Origin of the sequence: Agrobacterium sp. V1 (assembly GCF_030518355.1) — a bacterium.
Taxonomy (GTDB): Bacteria; Pseudomonadota; Alphaproteobacteria; order Rhizobiales; family Rhizobiaceae; genus Agrobacterium; species Agrobacterium cucumeris.
This window is the reverse complement of the sequence record NZ_JAULSF010000001.1, coordinates 438,927-458,934: the sequence shown is the minus strand read 5'-3', so window position 1 is coordinate 458,934 and position 20,008 is coordinate 438,927. Positions and strand designations below refer to the sequence as shown.

Genomic DNA, 20,008 nt, shown 5'->3' with positions numbered 1-20,008 from the left:
GCTTTTCCCCATATGAAAACAGGCGTATCAATCGCGGCAATAAGTGCCGTACGGCTGTCATGTTCAAGGGAGAAACAAGATGCGTGTTTCCATCGTCCTCGGTTCGCTTGCCACTATTCTGGCGCTTACCGCCTGCCAGACGCTGACGCCGGAAGAGCGGCGGGCGCGGGACGAGGCGACTTGCCGGGGTTATGGTTTCCGCCCCGGCACCGACCCGATGGCGGGTTGCCTTCTCGATCTGGAAATGGATCGCCGCGCCGATAACCGTGCATGGCAGGCGCAGATGAACCGCGACATGTTCTACAGGCCGGTCGTGGTCGAGCGTCAGATCATCGTCCGACAGAACCCCTGACGGGAATGAAGGCGACATTGCTTGCCACCTGCCCCTCCTTCGCCCGCGCAGCAAGCGTTGCCTGCGCGGCGGCAAGGCGGGCAATCGGCACGCGGAAGGGCGAGCAGGACACGTAATCGAGATCAGCATCCTCGCAGAAATGGATCGAGGCCGGATCGCCGCCATGTTCGCCGCAAATGCCGAGCTTCAGTTCCGGTCGTGTCTGGCGGCCGCGTTCGGCGGCGATGCGGATCAACTCCCCCACACCATCAAAATCGAGCGAGATGAACGGGTCACGCTCGATGATGCCCTTGCGCTGATAGGTGTTGATGAAGCGCGCCGCGTCATCGCGGGAAATGCCGAAGGTCGTCTGCGTCAAATCGTTGGTGCCGAAGGAGAAAAATTCCGCGGCTTCGGCGATGACATGGGCGCGCAGTGCAGCGCGCGGCAGTTCGATCATGGTGCCGGTCAGATATTCGATCTCCATGCCGGTTTCCTGCGCCACCGCGGCGGCGACACGATCGATGACCTCGGTGACATAATCCAGCTCAGAGCGCAGGCCGACCAGCGGCACCATGATCTCAGGCACAACGGGCGCGCCGGTGATGCGCGCTGCCTCAACGGCGGCTTCGAAAATGGCGCGGGCCTGCATTTCGGCGATCTCGGGGTAAGAAATGGCGAGACGGCAGCCGCGATGGCCGAGCATGGGGTTAAATTCATGCAGCGCATCCAGCCGCTGGCGGAACACGGTCTGCGGCATGCCCATGGCGGCCGCCACCTCGACGATTTCGCCATCGGTCTTCGGCAGGAATTCGTGCAGCGGCGGATCGAGCAGGCGGATCGTCACCGGCAGGCCATGCATGATCTGGAACAGTTCGGTGAAATCCGAACGCTGCATCGGCAGAAGCTCGTCAAGCGCTGCCCGCCTGCCCCTTTCGCTTTCGGCGAGGATCATTTCGCGCATCACATGGATACGGTCGCCCTCAAAGAACATGTGTTCGGTGCGGCAGAGGCCAATACCTTCGGCACCGAAGGCACGGGCGGCGCGGGCGTCGGCCGGGGTGTCGGCATTGGTCCGCACCGTCATGCGGCGCAGATTGTCGGCCCAGATCATCAGCTTGCCGAAATCGCCAGACAGTTCCGGCTGCGTCATCGGCACTTCGCCCTTCAGCACCCGGCCGGAAGAGCCATCGATCGTGATGATATCGCCGCGCTTGAGCATACAGCCGACGCCGATCAGTACCTTGTTGCGCATATCGACGCGCATGGAACCGGCACCGGTGACGCAGGGGATGCCCATGCCGCGCGCCACCACGGCGGCGTGGCTGGTCATGCCACCACGCGTCGTCAGAATGCCTTCGGCGGCGTGCATGCCGTGAATATCTTCCGGGCTGGTTTCGATGCGCACCAGAATGACCCGGCGGCCTTCGGCTTCCGCTGCAACCGCCTCTTCCGAGGTGAAGACGATCTCACCCGTAGCAGCTCCCGGAGAGGCCGGCAGGCCGGAGCCGATGACGGGGCGGGAAATGCCCGGATCAATCGTCGGGTGCAACAGCTGGTCGAGCGATGAGGGCTCGATGCGGCAGACCGCCTCCTCCTGCGAAATCGTGCCTGCTTCCACCATATCGACGGCAATCTTCATGGCGGCGCGGGTGGTGCGTTTGCCGGAACGGGTCTGCAACATCCAGAGCTTGCCGCGCTCGATGGTGAATTCCAGATCCTGCATGTCGCGATAATGGTTTTCCAGCCGCTTGCAGATGGCCAGGAACTCACTGAACGCCTCCGGCATCAGCTTTTCCATGGACGGCTTGTCGGAACCCGATGCCAGCCGCGCGGCCTCGGTGATCGACTGCGGCGTGCGGATGCCCGCCACCACGTCTTCCCCCTGCGCATTGACGAGGAATTCGCCGTAAAGCTCCGCTTCGCCGGTGGAAGGATTGCGGGTGAAGGCGACGCCGGTTGCTGAAGACGAACCGAGATTGCCGAAGACCATGGCCTGAACGTTGACCGCCGTACCCCAGTCACCCGGAATATTGTGCAGATGCCGGTAGGTCACGGCGCGGTGGTTGGTCCAGCTGGCGAAAACAGCACCGATGGCGCCCCAGAGCTGCACGTGACAGTCCTGTGGGAAGGCTTCGCCCAGCTCGTCCTCGATCAGCTTCTTGTAAAGCGAAACGACGTGCTGCCATTCGACCGCCGACATGTCGGTATCGTATTCATGGCCGAGCCGGCCCTTTTCATCCTCGAGAATTTCCTCGAACAGTTCGTGATCGAGGCCCATGACGACATCGGCATACATCTGGATGAAGCGGCGGTAGCTGTCCCAGGCAAAACGGGCGTCGCCGGCATCGTGGCCCAGCGCCTCGACGGTGCGATCATTGAGACCGAGATTAAGCACGGTGTCCATCATGCCCGGCATGGAGGCGCGCGCGCCGGAGCGGACGGAAAGAAGCAGCGGCGACTGGCTGCCGCCGAAGGTCTTGCCGGTCACGGTTTCCATGCCGTGCAGGCCGGCCATGACCTGCAGCTTCAATTCCTCGGGAAGATCGCGGCCGTTCTTGTGATAAAGGGCGCAGGCATCGGTAATGATGGTAAGGCCAGGGGGAACGGGTAGGCCGAGACTTGCCATTTCGGCAAGGTTCGCGCCCTTGCCGCCCAATATTGCAACGTCACCTGCCCTGCCTTCGGCAGCACCATTGCCGAAGGTATAAACCCATTTTTTCATTCCACGCTCTCCACCCAGAAGCGTTGTCATTTTTCTATCATCTACAGCATTGCCAGCATGTTGGGAACGCCGCAACGTGCAGTTTACATCGCAGTGCAGCATAATTGCGGCAAATTGCGCGCCAGAATTGCCGCAAACACAAAATAACAGCAGGACTGACGCATTCGTGTAGTGCGCAGAAACGGAGTGTTCCCTAAGCCATTATCATCGCCGACAAAGAGATTATTCATGCAATTTACTCGCCGCCACACGTTGAAATTTGCCGGAATTTCTTGCGCCGCCACGGCGCTGGCCGGTGCGCTCAAGGCCGAGGGCAGCCCGCCCGCCGTAAATGCCGCCACCGCCCTGCCCTTTGCCCTAACGACACCCATACATATCGGCCAGGCCGCACTTCGGGTGCGCGATCTTGATCCGATGATCGATTATTACCGTTCGGTGCTTGGCATGAACGAGGTGGGACGCACGGCAAGAGGCGTGACGCTCGGCGTCGGAAGTGTGCCGCTGCTCGATCTCGTCCACAAACCGGCGGCAGATTTCGAAAGCCCCACTTCCGCCGGCCTGTTCCACATCGCCTATCTGATGCCCACCCGCGATGATCTCGCCCGCTGGCTGGTGCATGCGGCGCTCCGGCAGGTGCCGCTATCGGGTTTCGCCGATCATAATGTCAGCGAAGCGGTCTATCTCAACGATCCCGAAGGCAACGGCATCGAGGTTTACAGCGACCGCCCGAAAGACGCATGGGTCTGGAGCGGCCGGGTGGTGAAAATGGGCACCGAACCGCTGGATGTCGATAATCTCGTGGCGCTGACCGACACCAAAACCGACCATTACGAGGTTGCCCCGGCCGGAATGCGCATCGGCCATATTCACCTGCGGGTCGGAGAAATCGCCGCCGCCCGTGGCTTTTATGAGCAGGCCGTCGGCCTGCAACCGACGCAGGATGCGCGTTCGGACGCATCGTTCCTCTCCTCCGGCGGGTATCATCATCATCTGGCGGTGAATACGTGGAACAGCCGTGGCGCGAAGGAACGCAACGCCACCGAAACCGGCCTCGACTGGTTTTCCCTCACCGTCAGAAATCCCGACGATCTTGAGGCGCAGAAGACCCGGCTGCGGGCCGCCGCTTATGTGCTGGTGGAGATGGAGAACAATGTCGTGGAGGCAATCGACCCATGGGGCACGCGGCTGCGGCTGGTGCCGGGGTGAGTGGTCGTGGGTCTCCGTATCATGCGCGGAGCACACTGCGCGATTGAAGGTTACGGCGGGTTAAGCGTTTAGAGGGCTTCGCAGCATCATCTCCTTCCGACATTCCGGCCTTGAAACGCTACTGTCCGGTTTAAATCTCGAGCATTGGGACAGGAATGACGTATGGCCGTCGTCCTATAAATGGCAAACCTCGCCAAACACTCCGACGTCATCCTCGGGCCTGTCCCGAGGAGCTGCAACGGATTGATTTTTTTGACGTGTTTGGATCCTTGGGACAAGCCCAAGGATGACGTCGAGAAAATGCGCAACGTTCACCGCTAGCTTCCAAGCCATATAAGGTATCCATAAATTTAAACGGGACGGCAGTAGCCTTGCGCAGGAATCCAGCCGACGCGGGTCTGCGCGTCGGGAAGGACTCTTTTCAGCCCAAGGACTTGGGCTGGCTGGATACCGGCTGAAGGCCTGAATGACGGAGGAGGTTTGCGCCCCGGAAACGATTACCAGCCATGCAGCCACATCGCCCTCTGAACCCGGAAAAGAAAGCCTTGCGAGGCCACGGCAGCGGCCTCGCAAGGCATTCCATCCGGTACAGGAAACCGGATGGTGGGGTCTGGTGAGAGCCCTTGGTTGTTTCGAAAACATAGCAAAATGTCGCGTGATGTCGCTCACCCGAATGGGTGATACGGCCAGATAAATTCACATTGAGCAAAAGTCCGGGCTGATCCCGAACAAGCCGCCTCAGACGGCTTCGCGCAGCTGTTCGGCGGTCTGCAAATCCACCGATACAAGCTGCGACACACCCTGTTCGGCCATGGTGACACCGAACAGGCGGTTCATGCGCGCCATGGTGATGGGATTGTGGGTGATGATGACGAAGCGGGTCTCCGTAGAGGCCACCATCTCGTCCATCAGGTTGCAGTAGCGCTCGACATTGTGGTCGTCGAGCGGGGCATCCACCTCGTCCAGCACGCAGATCGGCGCGGGATTGGTGAGGAAGACGGCAAAGATCAGCGCCATGGCTGTCAGCGCCTGCTCGCCGCCGGAAAGCAATGTCATGGTCTGTGGTTTCTTGCCCGGCGGACGGGCGAGAATTTCCAGTCCCGCCTCCAGCGGATCGTCGGATTCGATCAGCTGCAGCTCGGCCGTGCCACCGCCGAACAGATGGGTAAACAGTCGCTGGAACTGCGAATTGACCACATCAAAGGCGGCGATCAGCCGCTCACGGCCCTCGCGGTTGAGGTTCTGGATGCCGGCCCGCAGCTTGCGCACGGCATCGATGATATCGTCGCGCTCCTTGATGAGCGCCTCGAGCTTGGCGGAAAGCTCGGCCTGCTCTTCCTCGGCACGCAGATTGACCGCGCCAAGCCTTTCGCGTTCGATCTTCAGCCGGTCGAGATCACGCTCGACGTCGCGAATATCGGGCTTCGGCTGGTCCGGGCCAAGGCCGGTCAGGCGCAGGGCCATATGCGGCTCGGTATTCAGTGTTTCGCGGATGCGATGTTCCGCCTCCTGCCGCTTTTCGCGGGCGGAAACCAGACGTTCTTCGGCACGGCCGCGTTTTTCGCGGGCTTCGGCCAGTTCGGAAAGCGCCGTTGCGGCCACCCGGTCTGCGGCACGCTGCAGGTTTTCCGCCTCGGCCAGCCGGTCTGCGGCCTCGCGGCGGGCGTCCTCGGTCTTCTGCAATTCATTGAGGAGGTTGCGGCGTTTCTCGTCGAACTCCTCCGGCGCTATGTCAAGCTCGGCGATTTCCTCGCGCGCCTCTTCCTCACGTTCGCGCAGCGTGGCGATGTGATCGGCCGCACTTGCCGCCCGTGACTGCCAGGTGGAACGCTCCTGCCCGATTGCCTGTATTCTGCGCTGGCGGCTTTCCGCCTCGCGGCTCACGCCCTCGTGGCGGGCGCGGGCTTCCGCCAGAAGGCCGCGGTCAGTCGCGACTTCGAGCTGGCTTTCGCGCAGCTTGAGATCGAGCACGGAAAGATCCGGCGCGTCTTCCATTTCGATGCGGGCGTTTTCCTCCTGAACGGCGATCTCGTCGATCTGCGCGCCGATCTGGTTCAGCGCTTCGGAAACGATATCCCGGCGGCGCAAAAGATCGCCCGAGGCCCGTTCGGCTGATGTCAGCGCCTCGCGTGCCTCGGCAAGCTGACGGGTCGCGAGCCGGCTCCGGTCGCGCACGTCCGAAAGCTGCAATTCGCTGCTTCTGATGGCCTCGGTTTTCACGGCAAGCTGGTCTTCGGCCTCTTCCAGAATGGAGCGGGCCTCATCCAGTTCGGTTTCGATTTCGGCGAGGCGATTCTTCTGCGACAGGCGAAGTGCTGCAGCACCCGGGGCATCGGCGCTGGCGATGTGGCCGTCCCAGCGGAACAGGGCGCCCTCGCGCGTTACCAGCCGCTGGCCGGCTTTGAGCGAAGGCAACAGGCGCCGGGCTTCCGATACGTCTGCAACGACGCCGATTTGTGCAAGGGCACGTCTAAGCGCATCAGGCGCCTTGGCGTAATCCAGAAGCGGTTTTGCACCCTGCGGCAGGGCGGGATCACCAGCACCGTCGCCATTGCCACCCCAATATGCAGGTGCTGCGGCATCGAGCGGGCTTTCGAGGTCATCGCCAAGCGCCGCACCAAGGGCGGCCTCATAACCGCGTTCCACCGTCATTTCTTCCGCCACCGGCGTGAAACTGCCATTGGCAGCGGCACTGGAGGCGAGGATTTTGGTGATGGTGCGCGCTTCGGTATCCAGCGCGTTCAGCCGATTCTTCGCCGTTTCCAGCGGCCCGCGCGCCAGCGCTTCGGCCGAACGTGCCTCGGCAACGGCGGCCTCGGCCTCCTCCGCCACGATCAACGCGTCTTCGACTGCGATCTCAGCTGCCTCGACCGCTTCACGCCGTTCTGCGGGGTCGGGAAGGCCGGAGAGTTTTTCGTCGATGGCCTCGATCTCGGCCGTTGCTTCCTGCGATTGCCGTTCGAGCCTTAGCTTGCGGTCTGAAAGATCGCGGATCGCCCGCTCCAGCTGCTGACGGCCGGCAGCGGCCTCGGCGCGCTCGGCGGTGATGGCGGTGAAGATGGCTTCGCTTTCCGCCAGCTTGACGGCGGCGGCTTCGAAGGCTTCGCGCATTTCGTCGGCATGGCGCCCGGAATCGGACAGGATTTCGAGGAGTTCGGCCTCTTCCTCATCCAGCCGCGCGAGTATCTGGGCATTGTCGGATACAAGCCGTTCCTCGCGGACAATATCCTCGCCAAGCTGCGACAGACGGCGCGCCAGCTCGTCGCGGCGGCGCAGCAGGCGGTTCGCCTCATCATCCAGCTGGGTGCGGGCGATTTGCAGGCGTTGCAGGGCGGCGGCAACGCGGGCCTCGTCCTCGCGCAGTTCCGGCAGTTTCAGGCTGGCGATGCCCTGCTGCTTGGCCGCTTCCATCTGCCCCTGCGCCTTTTCGGCGACGATGTTGGTCGCCTGATTGAGCGCGCTTTCCGCCTCGCCTTCGGCTTCCTTCGCCTCCACCCAACGGATGTGCAGAAGGGTCGCCTCGCGGGCGCGGATATCGGCGGACAGCATCTTGAAACGGTTCGCCTGCCGCGCCTGGCGTTTCAGGCTTTCGATCTGGCTTTCCAGCTGGGCGGTCACATCTTCCAGCCGCTCCAGATTGGTCTCGGCGGCGCGCAGACGAAGCTCGGCCTCATGGCGGCGGGAATGCAGGCCGGAAATGCCGGCCGCCTCTTCCAGCAGCTGGCGGCGGGCTTGCGGCTTGGCGTTGATGAGTTCGCCGATACGGCCCTGCCCCACCATGGAGGGCGAGCGCGCGCCGGTGGAGGCGTCGGCAAATAGCAGCTGCACATCCTTGGCGCGGGCTTCCTTGCCGTTGATGCGGTAGACCGAGCCGTTTTCGCGCTCGATACGCCGCGTCACCTGAATTTCATCGGCATCGTTGAAGGCGGCGGGCGCGGTGCGGTCGGAATTGTCGAGATAGAGGCCAACTTCGGCGGTGTTGCGCGCCGGGCGATTGCCGGAACCGGAGAAGATCACGTCATCCATGCCGGAGGCGCGCATGTTCTTGTAGGAGTTTTCGCCCATCACCCAGCGAAGCGCTTCCACCAGATTGGACTTGCCGCAGCCATTCGGGCCGACGACACCGGTGAGCCCCGGCTCGATGATGAATTCGGAAGGTTCAACGAAGGATTTGAAACCGACAACGCGCAGCTTGTTGAACTTCATGCCGTCATGCTCCGGCCGCAAGACAGGCAATAAAAAACGGGCGAACGGAAGTATCCGCCGCCCGTTTCTTTCAGGGTTCGGCGATCAGAGCAGCTTGTCGATGACAGCCGACATGTTTTCAACCGACATGTCTCCCGCGTATTTCTTGCCGTTGATGATGAAAGTCGGCGTGGAGTTGATGCCGAATTCCGTCGCACCGCGTTGCATGGTTGCGTTCACATCATCCAGAAGTTTCTGGTTCGTCAAGCAGGCCTCGAAAGACTCCTGTGAGAAACCGGCCATTTTCGACAATTGCAGCAGGGCGGCGCGCGCATCCTGGGCTACAGCCCAGCTCTGCTGTTGCTTGAACAGCATGGAAACGAAGGGGAAATACTGGCCTTCAGGGGCGCAGCGCGCCAGCATGAAGGCGGCAGCAGCGCGCGGATCGAACGGGAATTCGCGCAGCACGAAATAGACCTTGCCGGTATCAATGTATTTTTTCTTGATCTCTTCGAAGGTCTTGTTGTGGAAGTTGGCGCAGTGCGGGCAGGTCATCGACATGTATTCGACGATCTTGACGGGTGCGTTGGCATCACCGAGCGCTGCTTCCGGCAGCGGGCCGGGCTTCATCACCGCAGCCATATCCACGTCGCCGGTGGATTCAGGCAATTCCTGCGCCTCGGCAATACCGGGCGTGAAGGCAAACGGCAGGGCCGCAGCAACGGCAGCAAGGGCAACACCGCCGAGAAGGCCGCGACGGGAAATGGTCAGTTCGGGAAAATGCATGAAAGCACCTGTTGGTAATAGACTCTATTGTCTGTTGATTCCGATATAGCGACGGCCTGTTCATCACAAGCGGGGTTTTGAACTCTTCTTGTCAAAGAATTGTGACCAGTCAAGGACAGCGCCTTTCATCAAATCGTCCTGCGCGGCGGCTTTTTCTGCAACACCGCCGTGCCAAGCCGCTCCACCGCCTTGCGCAGCGCCTCGCTCTCGATGCCTTGCATCATGTCATCGAGACGTTTTGCCGCATCGCCACGCAGCGGCGGCGGTTTTCTTTTGCGGGCAATGGTTTGCGAAACCGGCTTCTGCACGATCCGGATCTGGCGCACCGCCGGAAAGCCGAAAAAACCGTTGATGCGGGCGATGAGTTCGCCCTGTGCATGGGTAAGGAACAAGGCGCGCGCGCCTTCGCAGGCGATGGTCAGCACGCCGGGCTGGTAACCGCCGCGATCCGGCCCCTCGTCGCGGCGCGGCCAAGTGATTTTTTCCGGCCGGGTGCAATCGGCAAAGTCGTCGCCGGCGATCTCGTCCCAGGAGCCGAGCAACGCCGTGTTGATGCCCGCCCGCTTCGACAGCACGGGATCCATGATGCCGTTGGCGACTTCGGCGATCTGTACGACGCCCTTGCGGAACGAATCTGCAGGTTTCTTCATGCTCTCCTCGACAGAGGCAAACGACCTCAAGCGGTCGCGCCGTCGTCACCTTCTTCGCCGCGCAACAGCGCACGGAATCGTCGCCAGTCCCGGCGGGCGCCCAAGCGTATCATTCCCGCCACCCAACATCCAAAGAGGAAATAGCCCGCAGCCAAAATCTTCAGATGAAGGATGCCCGGCTTATCCGAGATAAAAGCAATCACCAACATGCAGGCCAGAACGACGAACAGATATATCCACAGGCCATGGCAAAAAATCGCCCAGAAACCCGATTCAAAAATCCGAAAGCGGCGTGACGGTTTTTCCCGCGTCATTTCCAGCTCACGAATGTGCCGGATTACCCGCGCCGTTACCAGGGCGACCCCGTTCTGCGTGCCAAAGCACAGCCGACCGATGCGGTTCAGCAGGCTGATGATCAGGCACAATGCGAGAAGAGCTCCGACAATATGAAGGAGCGGTTGAGGTATGTTTTCCAGCAGCGCGTTCGGCATGGGTTGGTCCTCCTGAAACAGATGGTGGGTCTCGATGTCATGGCGTTCACCGCCGGATGCGGTTTTCCGCCTCGCCACGACAGGCTGCTGTTGCAGATTGCCGCGCCGTCTCTATGTTCAGCGGCGATGAACACATATGCGCGACAACAAATATCACATCCGACGGCGGAACAACTTCTGGCATGGTACGACCGGCACCATCGCGAGCTGCCGTGGCGCACGTCTCCGGCCATGGCGGCACAGGGAAAACGCGCCGATCCCTATCACGTCTGGCTGTCGGAGGTGATGCTGCAGCAGACGACGGTGCAGGCGGTAAAGCCTTATTTCCTGAAGTTTCTCGCCGCCTGGCCAACCGTCAGCGATCTGGCGGCAGCACCGGTCGAAGATGTCATGGCGGCCTGGGCGGGGCTTGGTTATTACGCCCGCGCCCGCAACCTCAAGAAATGCGCGGAAGCCGTGGCGCGCGACCATGGCGGGGTTTTTCCGGACAGCGAGGCGGGCCTGAAAGAGCTGCCCGGCATCGGCGATTATACTGCCGCCGCCGTGGCGGCCATCGCGTTCAACCGGCAGGCGGCAGTGATGGACGGCAATGTGGAGCGCGTCATTTCCCGGCTCTTTGTCATAGACGCTCCCCTGCCCGGTTCCAAACCGGCCATGAAAGCGAAGGTGGCCGAGCTGACGCCCGTTGATCGGCCCGGTGATTTCGCCCAGGCGATGATGGATCTCGGCGCGACGATCTGCACGCCGAAACGGCCGGCCTGCGCACTCTGTCCGTTCAATGGCGCCTGTCTGGCGCTTGCGCGTGACGAGCCGGAGCGTTTTCCGGTGAAGGCGGCGAAGAAGGCCAAACCCGTGCGGCTCGGCGCGGCCTTCGTGGCGGTGAATCCGAGCGGCGAAATCCTGCTGCGGCGGCGCATCGAAAGCGGGCTTCTCGGCGGCATGACCGAGGTGCCGACAACGGCATGGACCGCCCGTGTGGATGGCGGCACGGAGGCGAGCCACGCGCCCTTTGCCGCCGGCTGGCAGGCGGCGGGCGTCATCGTGCATGTCTTCACCCATTTCGAACTGCGGCTCACCGTCTATCGCGCGCAGGTGCCGGATAGCTTCAAAACCGGCCCGGATGACGGATGGTGGGAGCCGGTTACAAATCTTGACGTGCAGGCGCTGCCAACGGTGATGAAAAAAGTCATCATCCAAGCTATTCCATCCGCGTATCGGCCCGAAAATCGAAATTGATTTTCGACAGGGACGATGCAACTCAAAGATTTAGAGCGTTTGAAAGACGCGCTGATGTTCGATGAAAGCAGGAAGTTTCGATGACCAAGATTGAGCATATCGTATTCGACATCGGCAAGGTGCTGATCCATTACGATCCGCATATTCCCTATAGTCGCCTCATTCCCGATGCCGACGAGCGCAAATGGTTCTTCGAGAATGTCTGCACCCATGACTGGAACCTCGAACAGGATCGCGGTCGCCGCTGGGAGGATGCCGAAGCGCTGTTGCTGGAGCAATTTCCCGAGCGGGAAGAGCATATTCGCGCCTTCCGCAAGTTCTGGCACGAAATGGTCTCGCATTCCTATGACGAGAGCGTCGCGATCATGGTTGGCCTGATCGACAGCGGCCACGACGTCACGATGCTGACCAACTTCGCTTCCGACACCTTTCGTGAAGCGCAGAAGATGTTCCCCTTCCTCACCCTGCCGCGCGGCGTGACGGTCTCCGGCGATGTGAAGCTCCTGAAGCCTGACGTGGCGATCTACGATCTGCACGCAAAGGAATTCGGCCTCAACCCCGCGGCCAGCATCTTCATCGACGATACGCTGGCGAATGTGGAGGGCGCAAAGCAGGCCGGCTGGCAGGCGGTGCACTTCACCGGCGCGGAAAAGCTGCGGCAGGATCTGCGGGATTATGGGGTGGATGTCTGAAAATGACAGAACGGGCAGCTCCGATGGAGTTGCCCGTTCCTTGAGATTTCACCGGAAAACCGGGGTTCAGCCCTGTGCGAAGGGCACGGCGACATAGGTCTGCGAATCGCCGCGCTGGATGAGCAGCAGAACGGATTTGCGACCCGCCTTGCCCGCCTGCGCAATGGCCGCCTTGGCATCACCCGCCGATTTCACCGCCGTCTGATTGACTGAAACGATCACGTCGCCTGCCTGCAAACCAGCCTCGGCGGCGGGTTTGGAGGGTGTCACGCTTTCGACGATCGTGCCCTTTTCATTCTGCGGGAGATTGAGGGCTTCACGGATCGCCGGGGTGATATCCGCCAGTCCGATACCGATCATTGGCAGGGCTTGCGATGAGGCATCGCCCTTCTGCTGGCCATTGTCAGGGGATGCCTGTGCGCTCTGGCCATCATTGCCACCCACGGTGAGAAGCAGGTCGCGGGTCTCGCCCTGACGCCAGACCGTGACGTGTTCCTTCTGGCCCGGCGACAGATCTGCGACCATGCGCGACAGATCGCGCGGGGACTTGATCGTCTGTCCGCCGAGCGCGGTAATCACGTCGCCGGTCCTGATGCCGGCGCGGCCTGCGGGTGTGCTCGTTTCCACCTTGGCGACCAGCGCGCCTTCCGGCGTGGCAAGGCCGATGGCGTTGGCCACGTCAGGGGTCACCGGCTGTATCTGAACGCCAATGAAGCCGTGGTGGATCGACCCATCCTTCATGAGGCGGACGACGACATTCTGCGCCTGATCGGAGGGGATGGCGAAACCGACACCGACGCTGCCGCCATTCGGCGAATAGATCGCCGTGTTGATGCCGACGACCTTGCCTTCGACATCGACCAGCGGACCACCGGAATTGCCGTGATTGATCGGCGCGTCGATCTGGATGAAATCGTCATAGGGTCCGCTGTGCAGGTCACGCCCGCGGGCCGAGACGATACCGGCCGTGACCGTGGTACCGATGCCGAACGGATTGCCGATCGCCAATATCTGATCGCCGGCCTTCAGCCTGTCGGAATCTCCCCAGGAAATCACTGCCAGAGGCTTGGAAGCGGTGATCTTGAGGACGGCCAGATCCGATTTCGGATCGGCGCCGACAAGCGTGGCGGGAAGCTCCGTGCCGTCATCCAGCGTCACCTTGATGGAAGTGGCATTGTCGATGACGTGATTATTGGTGACGATATAGCCGTCCGGCGAGATGATGAAGCCGGAACCCAGTGCTTCCGCGGTCTGGGATTGGCGCTGCTGCGGCTGCTGTTGCGGCAGGGGAATGCCCTGCTCGCCGAAGAACTGCCGAAACTGCTGGTCAAACGGCGTGGTGTCATCGGTCGCCTGTTCCTGCGTTTTCATTTCGGTGGTGACGGTCACCACCGCCGGCTTGTCGGCGGCAACGATCCCGGCGAAGGAACCGCCCGACGTCACCGGGCCGGGAACGGCCGATAATCCGGCCTGGGCAAAAGCGGGTGTGTTATGCAGAAAGACGGGCAGCACAAGCGGTGCGGCGACAAAGGCTGCGCCAAGCAAAGCTGCGATACGATATCTGCGAAGAATGCCGGACATGACGTTTCTCCTTTGTGAGGACATGCGCAGCCGAAACCGCGCCGTCGCTATACGATGCCCTTTCGGCAACCAGATTCCGGCTGCGCATAAGATGGGCTATGCCAAATCCTCGTGCATCCCGATGGGGACGCACGGTGCCTTGTGTTACATGTCTCTAGAAAATCGGCAGGTTTTCCCTACCGGGCCCTGGAGTGAGGGAGGGCGGGTCTCACCGGCGCGCCCTCCTGATGCTTTGCTTTCCGAGGGGAAGCCCGATCCTCGGAAACGAGGATCGAAACGTCCCGGTCAGCTCATGCGCACGATATTCCGATCAAGTTGCCGGACTTCACCTTGAAGCGTGGCGAATGTCTTGAAAGGGATGCCGCCGCGATGCATGTCGGCTGCTCTCAAGGCCTGCGTGCTGATGCCCGCGGCCTCTTTTTCCAGCCTGTTGAAAGAGCTGGCCGTCAGCTTGCCCTGCTGACGTTCGAGATCGATCCGGTGATCGGCGACGCGCACTTCATTCAGAACGCGGGCCAGATGATGTGGTCCCTGATAGCTGTAGCTCATCGGAGGGGCATTATAATAGCCGGTGGCAAGGTCACTCCAGTCGACATAGTTGTCGGACTTGAAGAAACCCCGATCACGGTCACCAGGGAAACCGCCACCCCGGTCGCCGTCATGGAAACCGTGGCCCCCGTCACTGTGCTCCCCACCATGACCGCCACCGTGACCACCGTGCTCGGCCGCGAACGCGCCGCCCGAGGCAACCGCCAGAATGAAGGATGCTATTGTGACTGTTTTTAAAAGCGAGCGCATGGCACGCCTCCTTGTTCATCGCAGGCAATGGCCCGCGAATCCGGCTGTCTCGCATCGTCGCGTCGCGATCGTTTTTGGTCGCCGGCGACACTCAGCCTGGAAGAATATGTACTCCCCGCCATGTGTAGCGTCACGTTAATCTTCCGTAACGCGCCGGACATCTATTGTTAAGACTTGGTCACCAGAGCACATCCTGACTAAACGGAATCAAGGGCGTGCTTTATTGCCCTGTTCTCATGATTTTTTTGACGTAGAGCCGTTACTTGGGGGCGCCGGAAAGCCTGGGGAACCCCAAAAAGAAAATTGGCGCAGGCGGAAATGGCGGTCTCCGGCCTGCGCCAGTCCTGCCGCAAGCGGCATGGGACAGCAGTGTTTTCGTGATCTGTCCGAACCGGATTTCCACAACCACTGCTTTGACCCAGACAGTATGGGCCGTCTCTTGCGCGAAACTTGTCTGGCTAAAGTTTTATATTCGAAAATACCAACGCCCGACACCAGGGTGCCGGGCGTTGGTCGTTCTCCATCCGGGACTGAAGGTACTAAACCGGACAGAGACGTATTCTGACAAGGGCGGGCGGTGGATCGTCCGTCTTCAGCCTTTCGGGCTTTCGACTATTCGGCCTTTGCCATTTCACTGCGAATGATGGTTCTGAGATCATCGATCGGCTTCAGTTCGTCGCCGTCCTCGAAATGCCAGAACGTCCATCCGTTGCATGCGTCGAGACCCTGCACCTTCGCGCCGAGGCGGTGAATGGAGCCGGCAGTCCCGCCGGATGCCAGGGTACCATCCGCACGAATAATGGCGCTATAACGGCGTCTTGCATCCGTCAGAACCTGGCCGGGGCGGACGAGGCCGCTTTCGACCAGCGTGTTGAAGGCAACGCGCGGTTCGGCTTTCTTGCCCGTCATGACGGTCAGTTCCGCCTTGCCGAGCGGCTCGACGGCGGCGATGCGGGCGGATGCCGCGTCGATATAATCCTGTTCGCGCTCGATGCCGACGAAGTGGCGGCCGAGACGTTTTGCGACAGCACCTGTGGTACCGGAGCCGAAGAACGGGTCGAGCACGATGTCACCCGGCTTGGTGGACGCCATGATGATGCGCGCCAGCAGGGCTTCCGGCTTCTGGGTGGGATGTACCTTCTTGCCGTCCTCGCCCTTCAGCCGCTCATGGCCGCTGCAGATCGGGAACAGCCAGTCGGAGCGCATCTGCACATCGTCGTTGGAGGCCTTCAGGGCATCGTAATTGAAGGTGTAGCTTTTGGCTTTCGGATCACGGCTTGCCCAGATCATGGTCTCATGGGCGTTCTGGAAACGGCGGCCCTTGAAATTGGGCATGGGGTTGGTCTTGCGCCAGACGATATCGTTGAGGATCCAGAAATCGAGGTTCTGGAGCATGGCGCCGACGCGGAAGATATTGTGGTAGGAGCCGATGACCCAGATGGTGCCGTTCGGTTTCAGCACGCGGCGGCAGGCGAGCAGCCAGGCGCGGGTGAAGGCGTCATAGGCATCGAAGGAGGCGAACTGGTCCCATTCGTCATCGACGGCATCAACCAGCGACTGATCGGGCCGGTGAAGCGTGCCGCCAAGCTGGAGATTATAGGGCGGGTCGGCGAAAATCGCATCCACCGACTGGCTCGGGAGGGCATCCAAGGCAGCGACACAATCACCTTTGATGATGCTGTCTTTCCAGGCGTCACTCTCGCCCGCACGATCAAAACCGGCACGCCGAAAATCGGCCAGCGGAAAAACTGCTGCCATTGGTACTCGCTCCATACGCTTACTCTCTACTGATGCTTATGGTTACCGAAGATGGTTATCAAAGCCTGAACAAGTCACGGAAAACGCAAAATAAATGGCTGTAGCGGCCGCGATGTGGGATTTGCGGCGACCGGCGGGGAACCCGAAGCGGCACAAAAACGTTGTGCACAACGGGTTAGTCTGTCGCGCAGATCGACGCGACAGGAAGACGGCAATGGCAAGGGGTGATCCGCAATGGGGTCGATGATGAAAATGGCTTCTTTTTCCGTAAATGTCGCATGTGCTGCGCTTGTCGTTGCGGCGCTGCCGTCACCATTGCGGGCGCAGGCGCCCTCGGCGCAATTTAACGTGGTGACGGATGCGGTGCTGTTTGATGGCGGTCCCTCGCTTGGCAACAGCAACAAGGTGCGTTGGGATTTCTACAAGACCGACCGGGCTGGAGCGCGAACCGATGAGAATGCCGGCGGCTCCTATGACGCCACCTTCGAGGCAAAACTGCCGGCCGGCAAATATGTCGGTGTCGCAGCGCTGGGCAATGTGACCCGCGAAATTGCCTTCGAGGTGAAGGATGGCAGCGTCGCAAGGCCGAAGGTGAATTTCGATGCGGCGGAACTGACTGTCGTGCCGAAACGCAGCCCGGATGGCGATGTAGAAACTCAGGCGAAAACCGAAATCACCAAGGGCGATTTCAAGGACAGCGTCTATGGCCAGAATGCCGTCTTCGTGCCGGCTGGCGAGATTGTTCTCACCGGCAGCATCGGTCCGGCGCGGGTGCAGGAAACACTTGCCGTCAAGGCGGGCGAAACGATCAGCCACGACCTTGTCATCCCGAGCGGCGTGGTGATTGCCAAGGCGGTTTATGCCCAAGGCGGCAAGGCGGTTGAAACCGACGACATTCGTTTCGAGGCGATGTCAGCCAAGGAAACCCTTGATGGCACGCGCCAGACCATCAACGGCATTTACGGCACGGGCAAGATGATGGAAATGCCGGCAGGCGATTTCGTCATGCGGGCGCGTCTGGGCAAGGTGACAGTGGAACAACCTTTCACGGTGACCGCCGGAAAACGCTCGGAAATCACCCTTGATCTCGATGCCGGCGTTCTTGCCATCACCGCCCCCGGTGCGGAACGGATCGATATCGTCGAGACAACCAAGGATCTGCAGGGCACGCAGAAGGAAATTTCCGGTCGCTACGGCACACAGCATCAGGAAACGCTGCATCCCGGCGATTATTCGGTGAAGGTGAGCTACGACAAGAAGTCCGGGCGCGACCCGAAGGAGATCAAGGCAACGGTGAAGGCGGCAGAGCGGACCGAGACGAATGTGCCGGAGTAGCCCTCTCACCTCCCCGCCCCCTCACTCCTGTGCCTGTCACAGGAATAAGGAAAGAGAAGGCGTCACAATTTCCGGCCATCCGACCCATATTTGGGACTGAGCATCGGATGCTTCGAGAAACGCGCCGCATCCTTCGGCACTGTCTGCAACGGCTCCCCTATCTTCACCCCGGCAAAGCCTGATGCTGCGATACGGTCGCAAAGCCTTATCCACTGGCAACCACGACAGGCCTGCCGGATGTCTCCGGCGGCGAAGGCGAGACGCATTCTTGCAAGAAAGTCCGGCGTTGCCCGCAGCCGTTTTCCCGGGGCAAGCGTCTCGTTCAAGAGCGTCGACACTGAAGCCCGGGCCGTCTCGTCCCGCTGCACCACGCCTTCGTTAAAACAGTGCGCATGGCTTTCGCAGAGGAGGCCGGTGCAGATATCATCCGGTCCATCCACCAGCTCGATATCCTCTTCGCCCGCATTCAGCCGGGCGGCGACACGGTCGTAATTTTCGACGAAGCCGGAAGTGTAGCCCTTGCCGACATAGGTCAGCATACACAGAAGATGGTGGGGGCGGAGCCGGACAGCCAAGCGCCGCCGCCTATCCGACAATCGCGAAGGCGTCGCGCACCGAGCCGGACGAGGTGCGGATCGCCTTGCGGCCGATCCATTGCACATGTCCGTCGAGAATGCGTACCGCCTCTTCCGCGCGGCCGCCGCGCAGCGCGTCGATGATTGCGCGGTGGTCAGTATCGGTGCGGCGCTCCCAGCCGGCCCGCCAGGCGGAAAACAGGAAACGGGCGCTTGCGGCATGCAGGCCGTCGATCGCCTCCATCAGGCGCGGCATGTTGCAGGGTGCCGTGATGAGGCGATGGAAGCGGCGATTGGCCTCTTCCCAGTGCTGCACGTCAACGGCGCTGTCACCTTCCAGCGTCGCCGCCTCGGCCTGATCGAGAATGGCTGACGTCATGTTGGGAATGGCGTGGCGCAGCGCCAGAACCTCAAGGGCGGCGCGCATTTCCGCCACTTCGCGCACATCGTCAAGGCCGAAATCCGCCACCCGGACACCCCGGCGCGGAATGCTGGCGGCCAGCCCCTGCGCTTCCAGCCGGCGAAACGCTTCGCGAACCGGCACGTGCGACGCGCCGAATTCGGCGGCGATGTGATCCTGCCGCAGCCGTTCGCCCGGCGACAGTTCACCGCGGACGATGCGGTCGGCGAGCGTCCGGCTGATGCGTGCGGCAATGGTGTCTTCAGGTGCGGTTTTTACTGGCTTGGGCATAATATCCCATAACGCATATGCCGCGCGACTGTGTAGCGGTTTTTGCAGGCGGGAAAAAGCAATGGCGAATATTCTAGATCCCTTAGCCGCTTATGCGTTCCCCGTGTCCGGCACAGGCAAGCTATGAGCCCGGCGGGACCGACCCTTGCGGGTGAGCCGGTTGAGCTTGACGCGGACATGGTCTAAAAGCCCGGCATCACTTTTTCCAGGCACATTCGATACAGGGAGCGCCCATGAGCGGCTTCGACCTCATTATTTTCGACTGCGACGGCGTTCTGGTCGATTCCGAAATCATCGCGGCGCAGGTGGAATCCCGCCTTCTGACCGAGGCCGGTTATCCGATCTCCGTCGAAGAAATGGGCGAGCGCTTTGCCGGCATGACCTGGAAGAACATTCTTCTGCAGGTGGAAAGCGAAGCCAGCATTCCGCTCTCCGCGTCGCTGCTCGACAAGTCGGAAAAGCTGCTCGACATGCGGCTGGAACGCGACGTGAAGATCATCGAGGGTGTTAAATTCGCGCTGTCGCGCCTGACGACACCGCGCTGCATCTGCTCGAACTCTTCCAGCCACCGCCTCGACATGATGCTGACGAAAGTCGGCCTGAAGCCCTATTTCGCGCCGCATATCTATTCTGCCAAGGACCTCGGCGCCGACCGCGTGAAGCCGAAGCCCGACATCTTCCTGCATGGTGCCACCCAGTTCGGCGTCTCGCCCGATCGCGCGGTCGTCATCGAGGATTCCGTACACGGCATCCATGGCGCGAAGGCCGCAGGCATGCGCGTCATCGGCTTTACCGGCGCATCCCACACCTATCCGAGCCACGCCGACCGGCTGACCGATGCGGGCGCCGAAACGGTGATTTCGCGCATGCAGGATCTACCGGCCGTGATTGCGGCAATGGCGGAGTGGGAAGGCGCCTTTTGAGTTTGGAGGAGAGCCCCCACCTTCAAGTCATCCTCGCCCTTGAGG

The 20,008-nt window shown here is 61.2% G+C and carries 16 protein-coding genes; 6 read left to right on the top strand and 10 right to left on the bottom strand.

Going from position 1 to position 20,008, the window contains the following annotated elements:
• Positions 1-79: 79 nt before the first annotated feature.
• Positions 80-352 carry a hypothetical protein gene (locus QSV77_RS02175; RefSeq protein ID WP_302732378.1) on the top strand — a complete coding sequence of 91 codons (273 nt, stop codon included), beginning with the start codon at positions 80-82 and terminating at the stop codon, positions 350-352.
• Here the strand turns inward: QSV77_RS02175 and ppdK are convergent.
• Entirely contained in the window at positions 330-3,056 is a 2,727-nt protein-coding gene (gene ppdK, locus QSV77_RS02170) for a pyruvate, phosphate dikinase (protein ID WP_302732377.1), read from the bottom strand. The two genes, QSV77_RS02175 and ppdK, sit on opposite strands and share 23 nt — an antisense overlap.
• A gap of 228 nt (positions 3,057-3,284) precedes the next feature.
• On the opposite strand from ppdK, the gene QSV77_RS02165 reads away from it, so the two are divergent.
• Positions 3,285-4,262, top strand: coding sequence for a VOC family protein (locus tag QSV77_RS02165; protein ID WP_302732376.1), 978 nt, complete (start codon positions 3,285-3,287; stop codon positions 4,260-4,262).
• 738 nt (positions 4,263-5,000) lie between these two features.
• Here the strand turns inward: QSV77_RS02165 and QSV77_RS02160 are convergent.
• From QSV77_RS02160 to QSV77_RS02145, 4 genes are all read right to left on the bottom strand, one after another.
• Positions 5,001-8,468, bottom strand: a complete 3,468-nt coding sequence (locus QSV77_RS02160; RefSeq protein ID WP_302732375.1) for a chromosome segregation SMC family protein — start codon at positions 8,466-8,468, stop codon at positions 5,001-5,003.
• 84 nt (positions 8,469-8,552) lie between these two features.
• Positions 8,553-9,233, bottom strand: a complete 681-nt coding sequence (locus QSV77_RS02155) for a DsbA family protein (protein WP_142839252.1) — start codon at positions 9,231-9,233, stop codon at positions 8,553-8,555.
• A 128-nt stretch (positions 9,234-9,361) separates the two neighbouring features.
• Positions 9,362-9,883 (bottom strand): DUF721 domain-containing protein, encoded by a 522-nt coding sequence (locus QSV77_RS02150; RefSeq protein ID WP_142839251.1) that lies wholly within the window; start codon positions 9,881-9,883, stop codon positions 9,362-9,364.
• A gap of 26 nt (positions 9,884-9,909) precedes the next feature.
• Positions 9,910-10,374 (bottom strand): hypothetical protein, encoded by a 465-nt coding sequence (locus tag QSV77_RS02145; RefSeq protein ID WP_262516668.1) that lies wholly within the window; start codon positions 10,372-10,374, stop codon positions 9,910-9,912.
• A 126-nt stretch (positions 10,375-10,500) separates the two neighbouring features.
• Here QSV77_RS02145 and mutY point away from each other — a divergent pair, with 126 nt between their 5' ends.
• Positions 10,501-11,610 (top strand): A/G-specific adenine glycosylase, encoded by a 1,110-nt coding sequence (mutY, locus tag QSV77_RS02140; protein ID WP_302733871.1) that lies wholly within the window; start codon positions 10,501-10,503, stop codon positions 11,608-11,610.
• A gap of 80 nt (positions 11,611-11,690) precedes the next feature.
• Positions 11,691-12,302 (top strand): HAD family phosphatase, encoded by a 612-nt coding sequence (locus QSV77_RS02135; RefSeq protein ID WP_269698541.1) that lies wholly within the window; start codon positions 11,691-11,693, stop codon positions 12,300-12,302.
• 66 nt (positions 12,303-12,368) lie between these two features.
• Here the strand turns inward: QSV77_RS02135 and QSV77_RS02130 are convergent, their stop codons facing one another.
• The 3 genes from QSV77_RS02130 to QSV77_RS02120 all read right to left on the bottom strand — a co-directional run bounded on the left by QSV77_RS02130 (position 12,369) and on the right by QSV77_RS02120 (position 16,439).
• Entirely contained in the window at positions 12,369-13,883 is a 1,515-nt protein-coding gene (locus QSV77_RS02130) for a DegQ family serine endoprotease (RefSeq protein ID WP_271360794.1), read from the bottom strand.
• Between the two features lie 285 nt (positions 13,884-14,168).
• Entirely contained in the window at positions 14,169-14,681 is a 513-nt protein-coding gene (locus tag QSV77_RS02125) for a hypothetical protein (protein ID WP_302732374.1), read from the bottom strand.
• Positions 14,682-15,293: 612 nt separating this feature from the next.
• Positions 15,294-16,439 carry a site-specific DNA-methyltransferase gene (locus QSV77_RS02120; protein ID WP_142839247.1) on the bottom strand — a complete coding sequence of 382 codons (1,146 nt, stop codon included), beginning with the start codon at positions 16,437-16,439 and terminating at the stop codon, positions 15,294-15,296.
• A gap of 234 nt (positions 16,440-16,673) precedes the next feature.
• On the opposite strand from QSV77_RS02120, the gene QSV77_RS02115 reads away from it, so the two are divergent.
• Positions 16,674-17,774, top strand: a complete 1,101-nt coding sequence (locus QSV77_RS02115; protein WP_302732373.1) for a hypothetical protein — start codon at positions 16,674-16,676, stop codon at positions 17,772-17,774.
• A 62-nt stretch (positions 17,775-17,836) separates the two neighbouring features.
• Here QSV77_RS02115 and QSV77_RS02110 read toward each other — a convergent pair whose 3' ends face one another.
• Together QSV77_RS02110 and QSV77_RS02105 are read right to left on the bottom strand one after the other, a co-directional pair.
• The gene (locus QSV77_RS02110; RefSeq protein WP_302733870.1) at positions 17,837-18,313 is read right to left on the bottom strand and encodes a DUF1284 domain-containing protein; all 477 of its coding nucleotides are present in this window, start codon (positions 18,311-18,313) and stop codon (positions 17,837-17,839) included.
• A gap of 46 nt (positions 18,314-18,359) precedes the next feature.
• Positions 18,360-19,040: a GntR family transcriptional regulator gene (locus QSV77_RS02105; protein ID WP_269698546.1), complete on the bottom strand. Its 681-nt coding sequence runs from the start codon at positions 19,038-19,040 to the stop codon at positions 18,360-18,362.
• Between the two features lie 233 nt (positions 19,041-19,273).
• Between QSV77_RS02105 and QSV77_RS02100 the strand changes: the two genes are divergently transcribed.
• On the top strand, positions 19,274-19,963 hold the full coding sequence (locus tag QSV77_RS02100) for an HAD family hydrolase (protein WP_302732372.1): 690 nt from the start codon (positions 19,274-19,276) through the stop codon (positions 19,961-19,963).
• Positions 19,964-20,008: the final 45 nt, after the last annotated feature.

Bases quoted from the DNA above. Each gene is read 5' to 3' on its own strand.
- QSV77_RS02175 (WP_302732378.1), top strand. From the start codon at position 80: ATGCGTGTTTCCATCGTCCTCGGTTCGCTTGCCACTATTCTGGCGCTT.
- ppdK (WP_302732377.1), bottom strand. From the start codon at position 3,056: ATGAAAAAATGGGTTTATACCTTCGGCAATGGTGCTGCCGAAGGCAGG.
- QSV77_RS02165 (WP_302732376.1), top strand. From the start codon at position 3,285: ATGCAATTTACTCGCCGCCACACGTTGAAATTTGCCGGAATTTCTTGC.
- QSV77_RS02160 (WP_302732375.1), bottom strand. From the start codon at position 8,468: ATGAAGTTCAACAAGCTGCGCGTTGTCGGTTTCAAATCCTTCGTTGAA.
- QSV77_RS02155 (WP_142839252.1), bottom strand. From the start codon at position 9,233: ATGCATTTTCCCGAACTGACCATTTCCCGTCGCGGCCTTCTCGGCGGT.
- QSV77_RS02150 (WP_142839251.1), bottom strand. From the start codon at position 9,883: ATGAAGAAACCTGCAGATTCGTTCCGCAAGGGCGTCGTACAGATCGCC.
- QSV77_RS02145 (WP_262516668.1), bottom strand. From the start codon at position 10,374: ATGCCGAACGCGCTGCTGGAAAACATACCTCAACCGCTCCTTCATATT.
- mutY (WP_302733871.1), top strand. From the start codon at position 10,501: ATGAACACATATGCGCGACAACAAATATCACATCCGACGGCGGAACAA.
- QSV77_RS02135 (WP_269698541.1), top strand. From the start codon at position 11,691: ATGACCAAGATTGAGCATATCGTATTCGACATCGGCAAGGTGCTGATC.
- QSV77_RS02130 (WP_271360794.1), bottom strand. From the start codon at position 13,883: ATGTCCGGCATTCTTCGCAGATATCGTATCGCAGCTTTGCTTGGCGCA.
- QSV77_RS02125 (WP_302732374.1), bottom strand. From the start codon at position 14,681: ATGCGCTCGCTTTTAAAAACAGTCACAATAGCATCCTTCATTCTGGCG.
- QSV77_RS02120 (WP_142839247.1), bottom strand. From the start codon at position 16,439: ATGGCAGCAGTTTTTCCGCTGGCCGATTTTCGGCGTGCCGGTTTTGAT.
- QSV77_RS02115 (WP_302732373.1), top strand. From the start codon at position 16,674: ATGGGGTCGATGATGAAAATGGCTTCTTTTTCCGTAAATGTCGCATGT.
- QSV77_RS02110 (WP_302733870.1), bottom strand. From the start codon at position 18,313: ATGCTGACCTATGTCGGCAAGGGCTACACTTCCGGCTTCGTCGAAAAT.
- QSV77_RS02105 (WP_269698546.1), bottom strand. From the start codon at position 19,040: ATGCCCAAGCCAGTAAAAACCGCACCTGAAGACACCATTGCCGCACGC.
- QSV77_RS02100 (WP_302732372.1), top strand. From the start codon at position 19,274: ATGAGCGGCTTCGACCTCATTATTTTCGACTGCGACGGCGTTCTGGTC.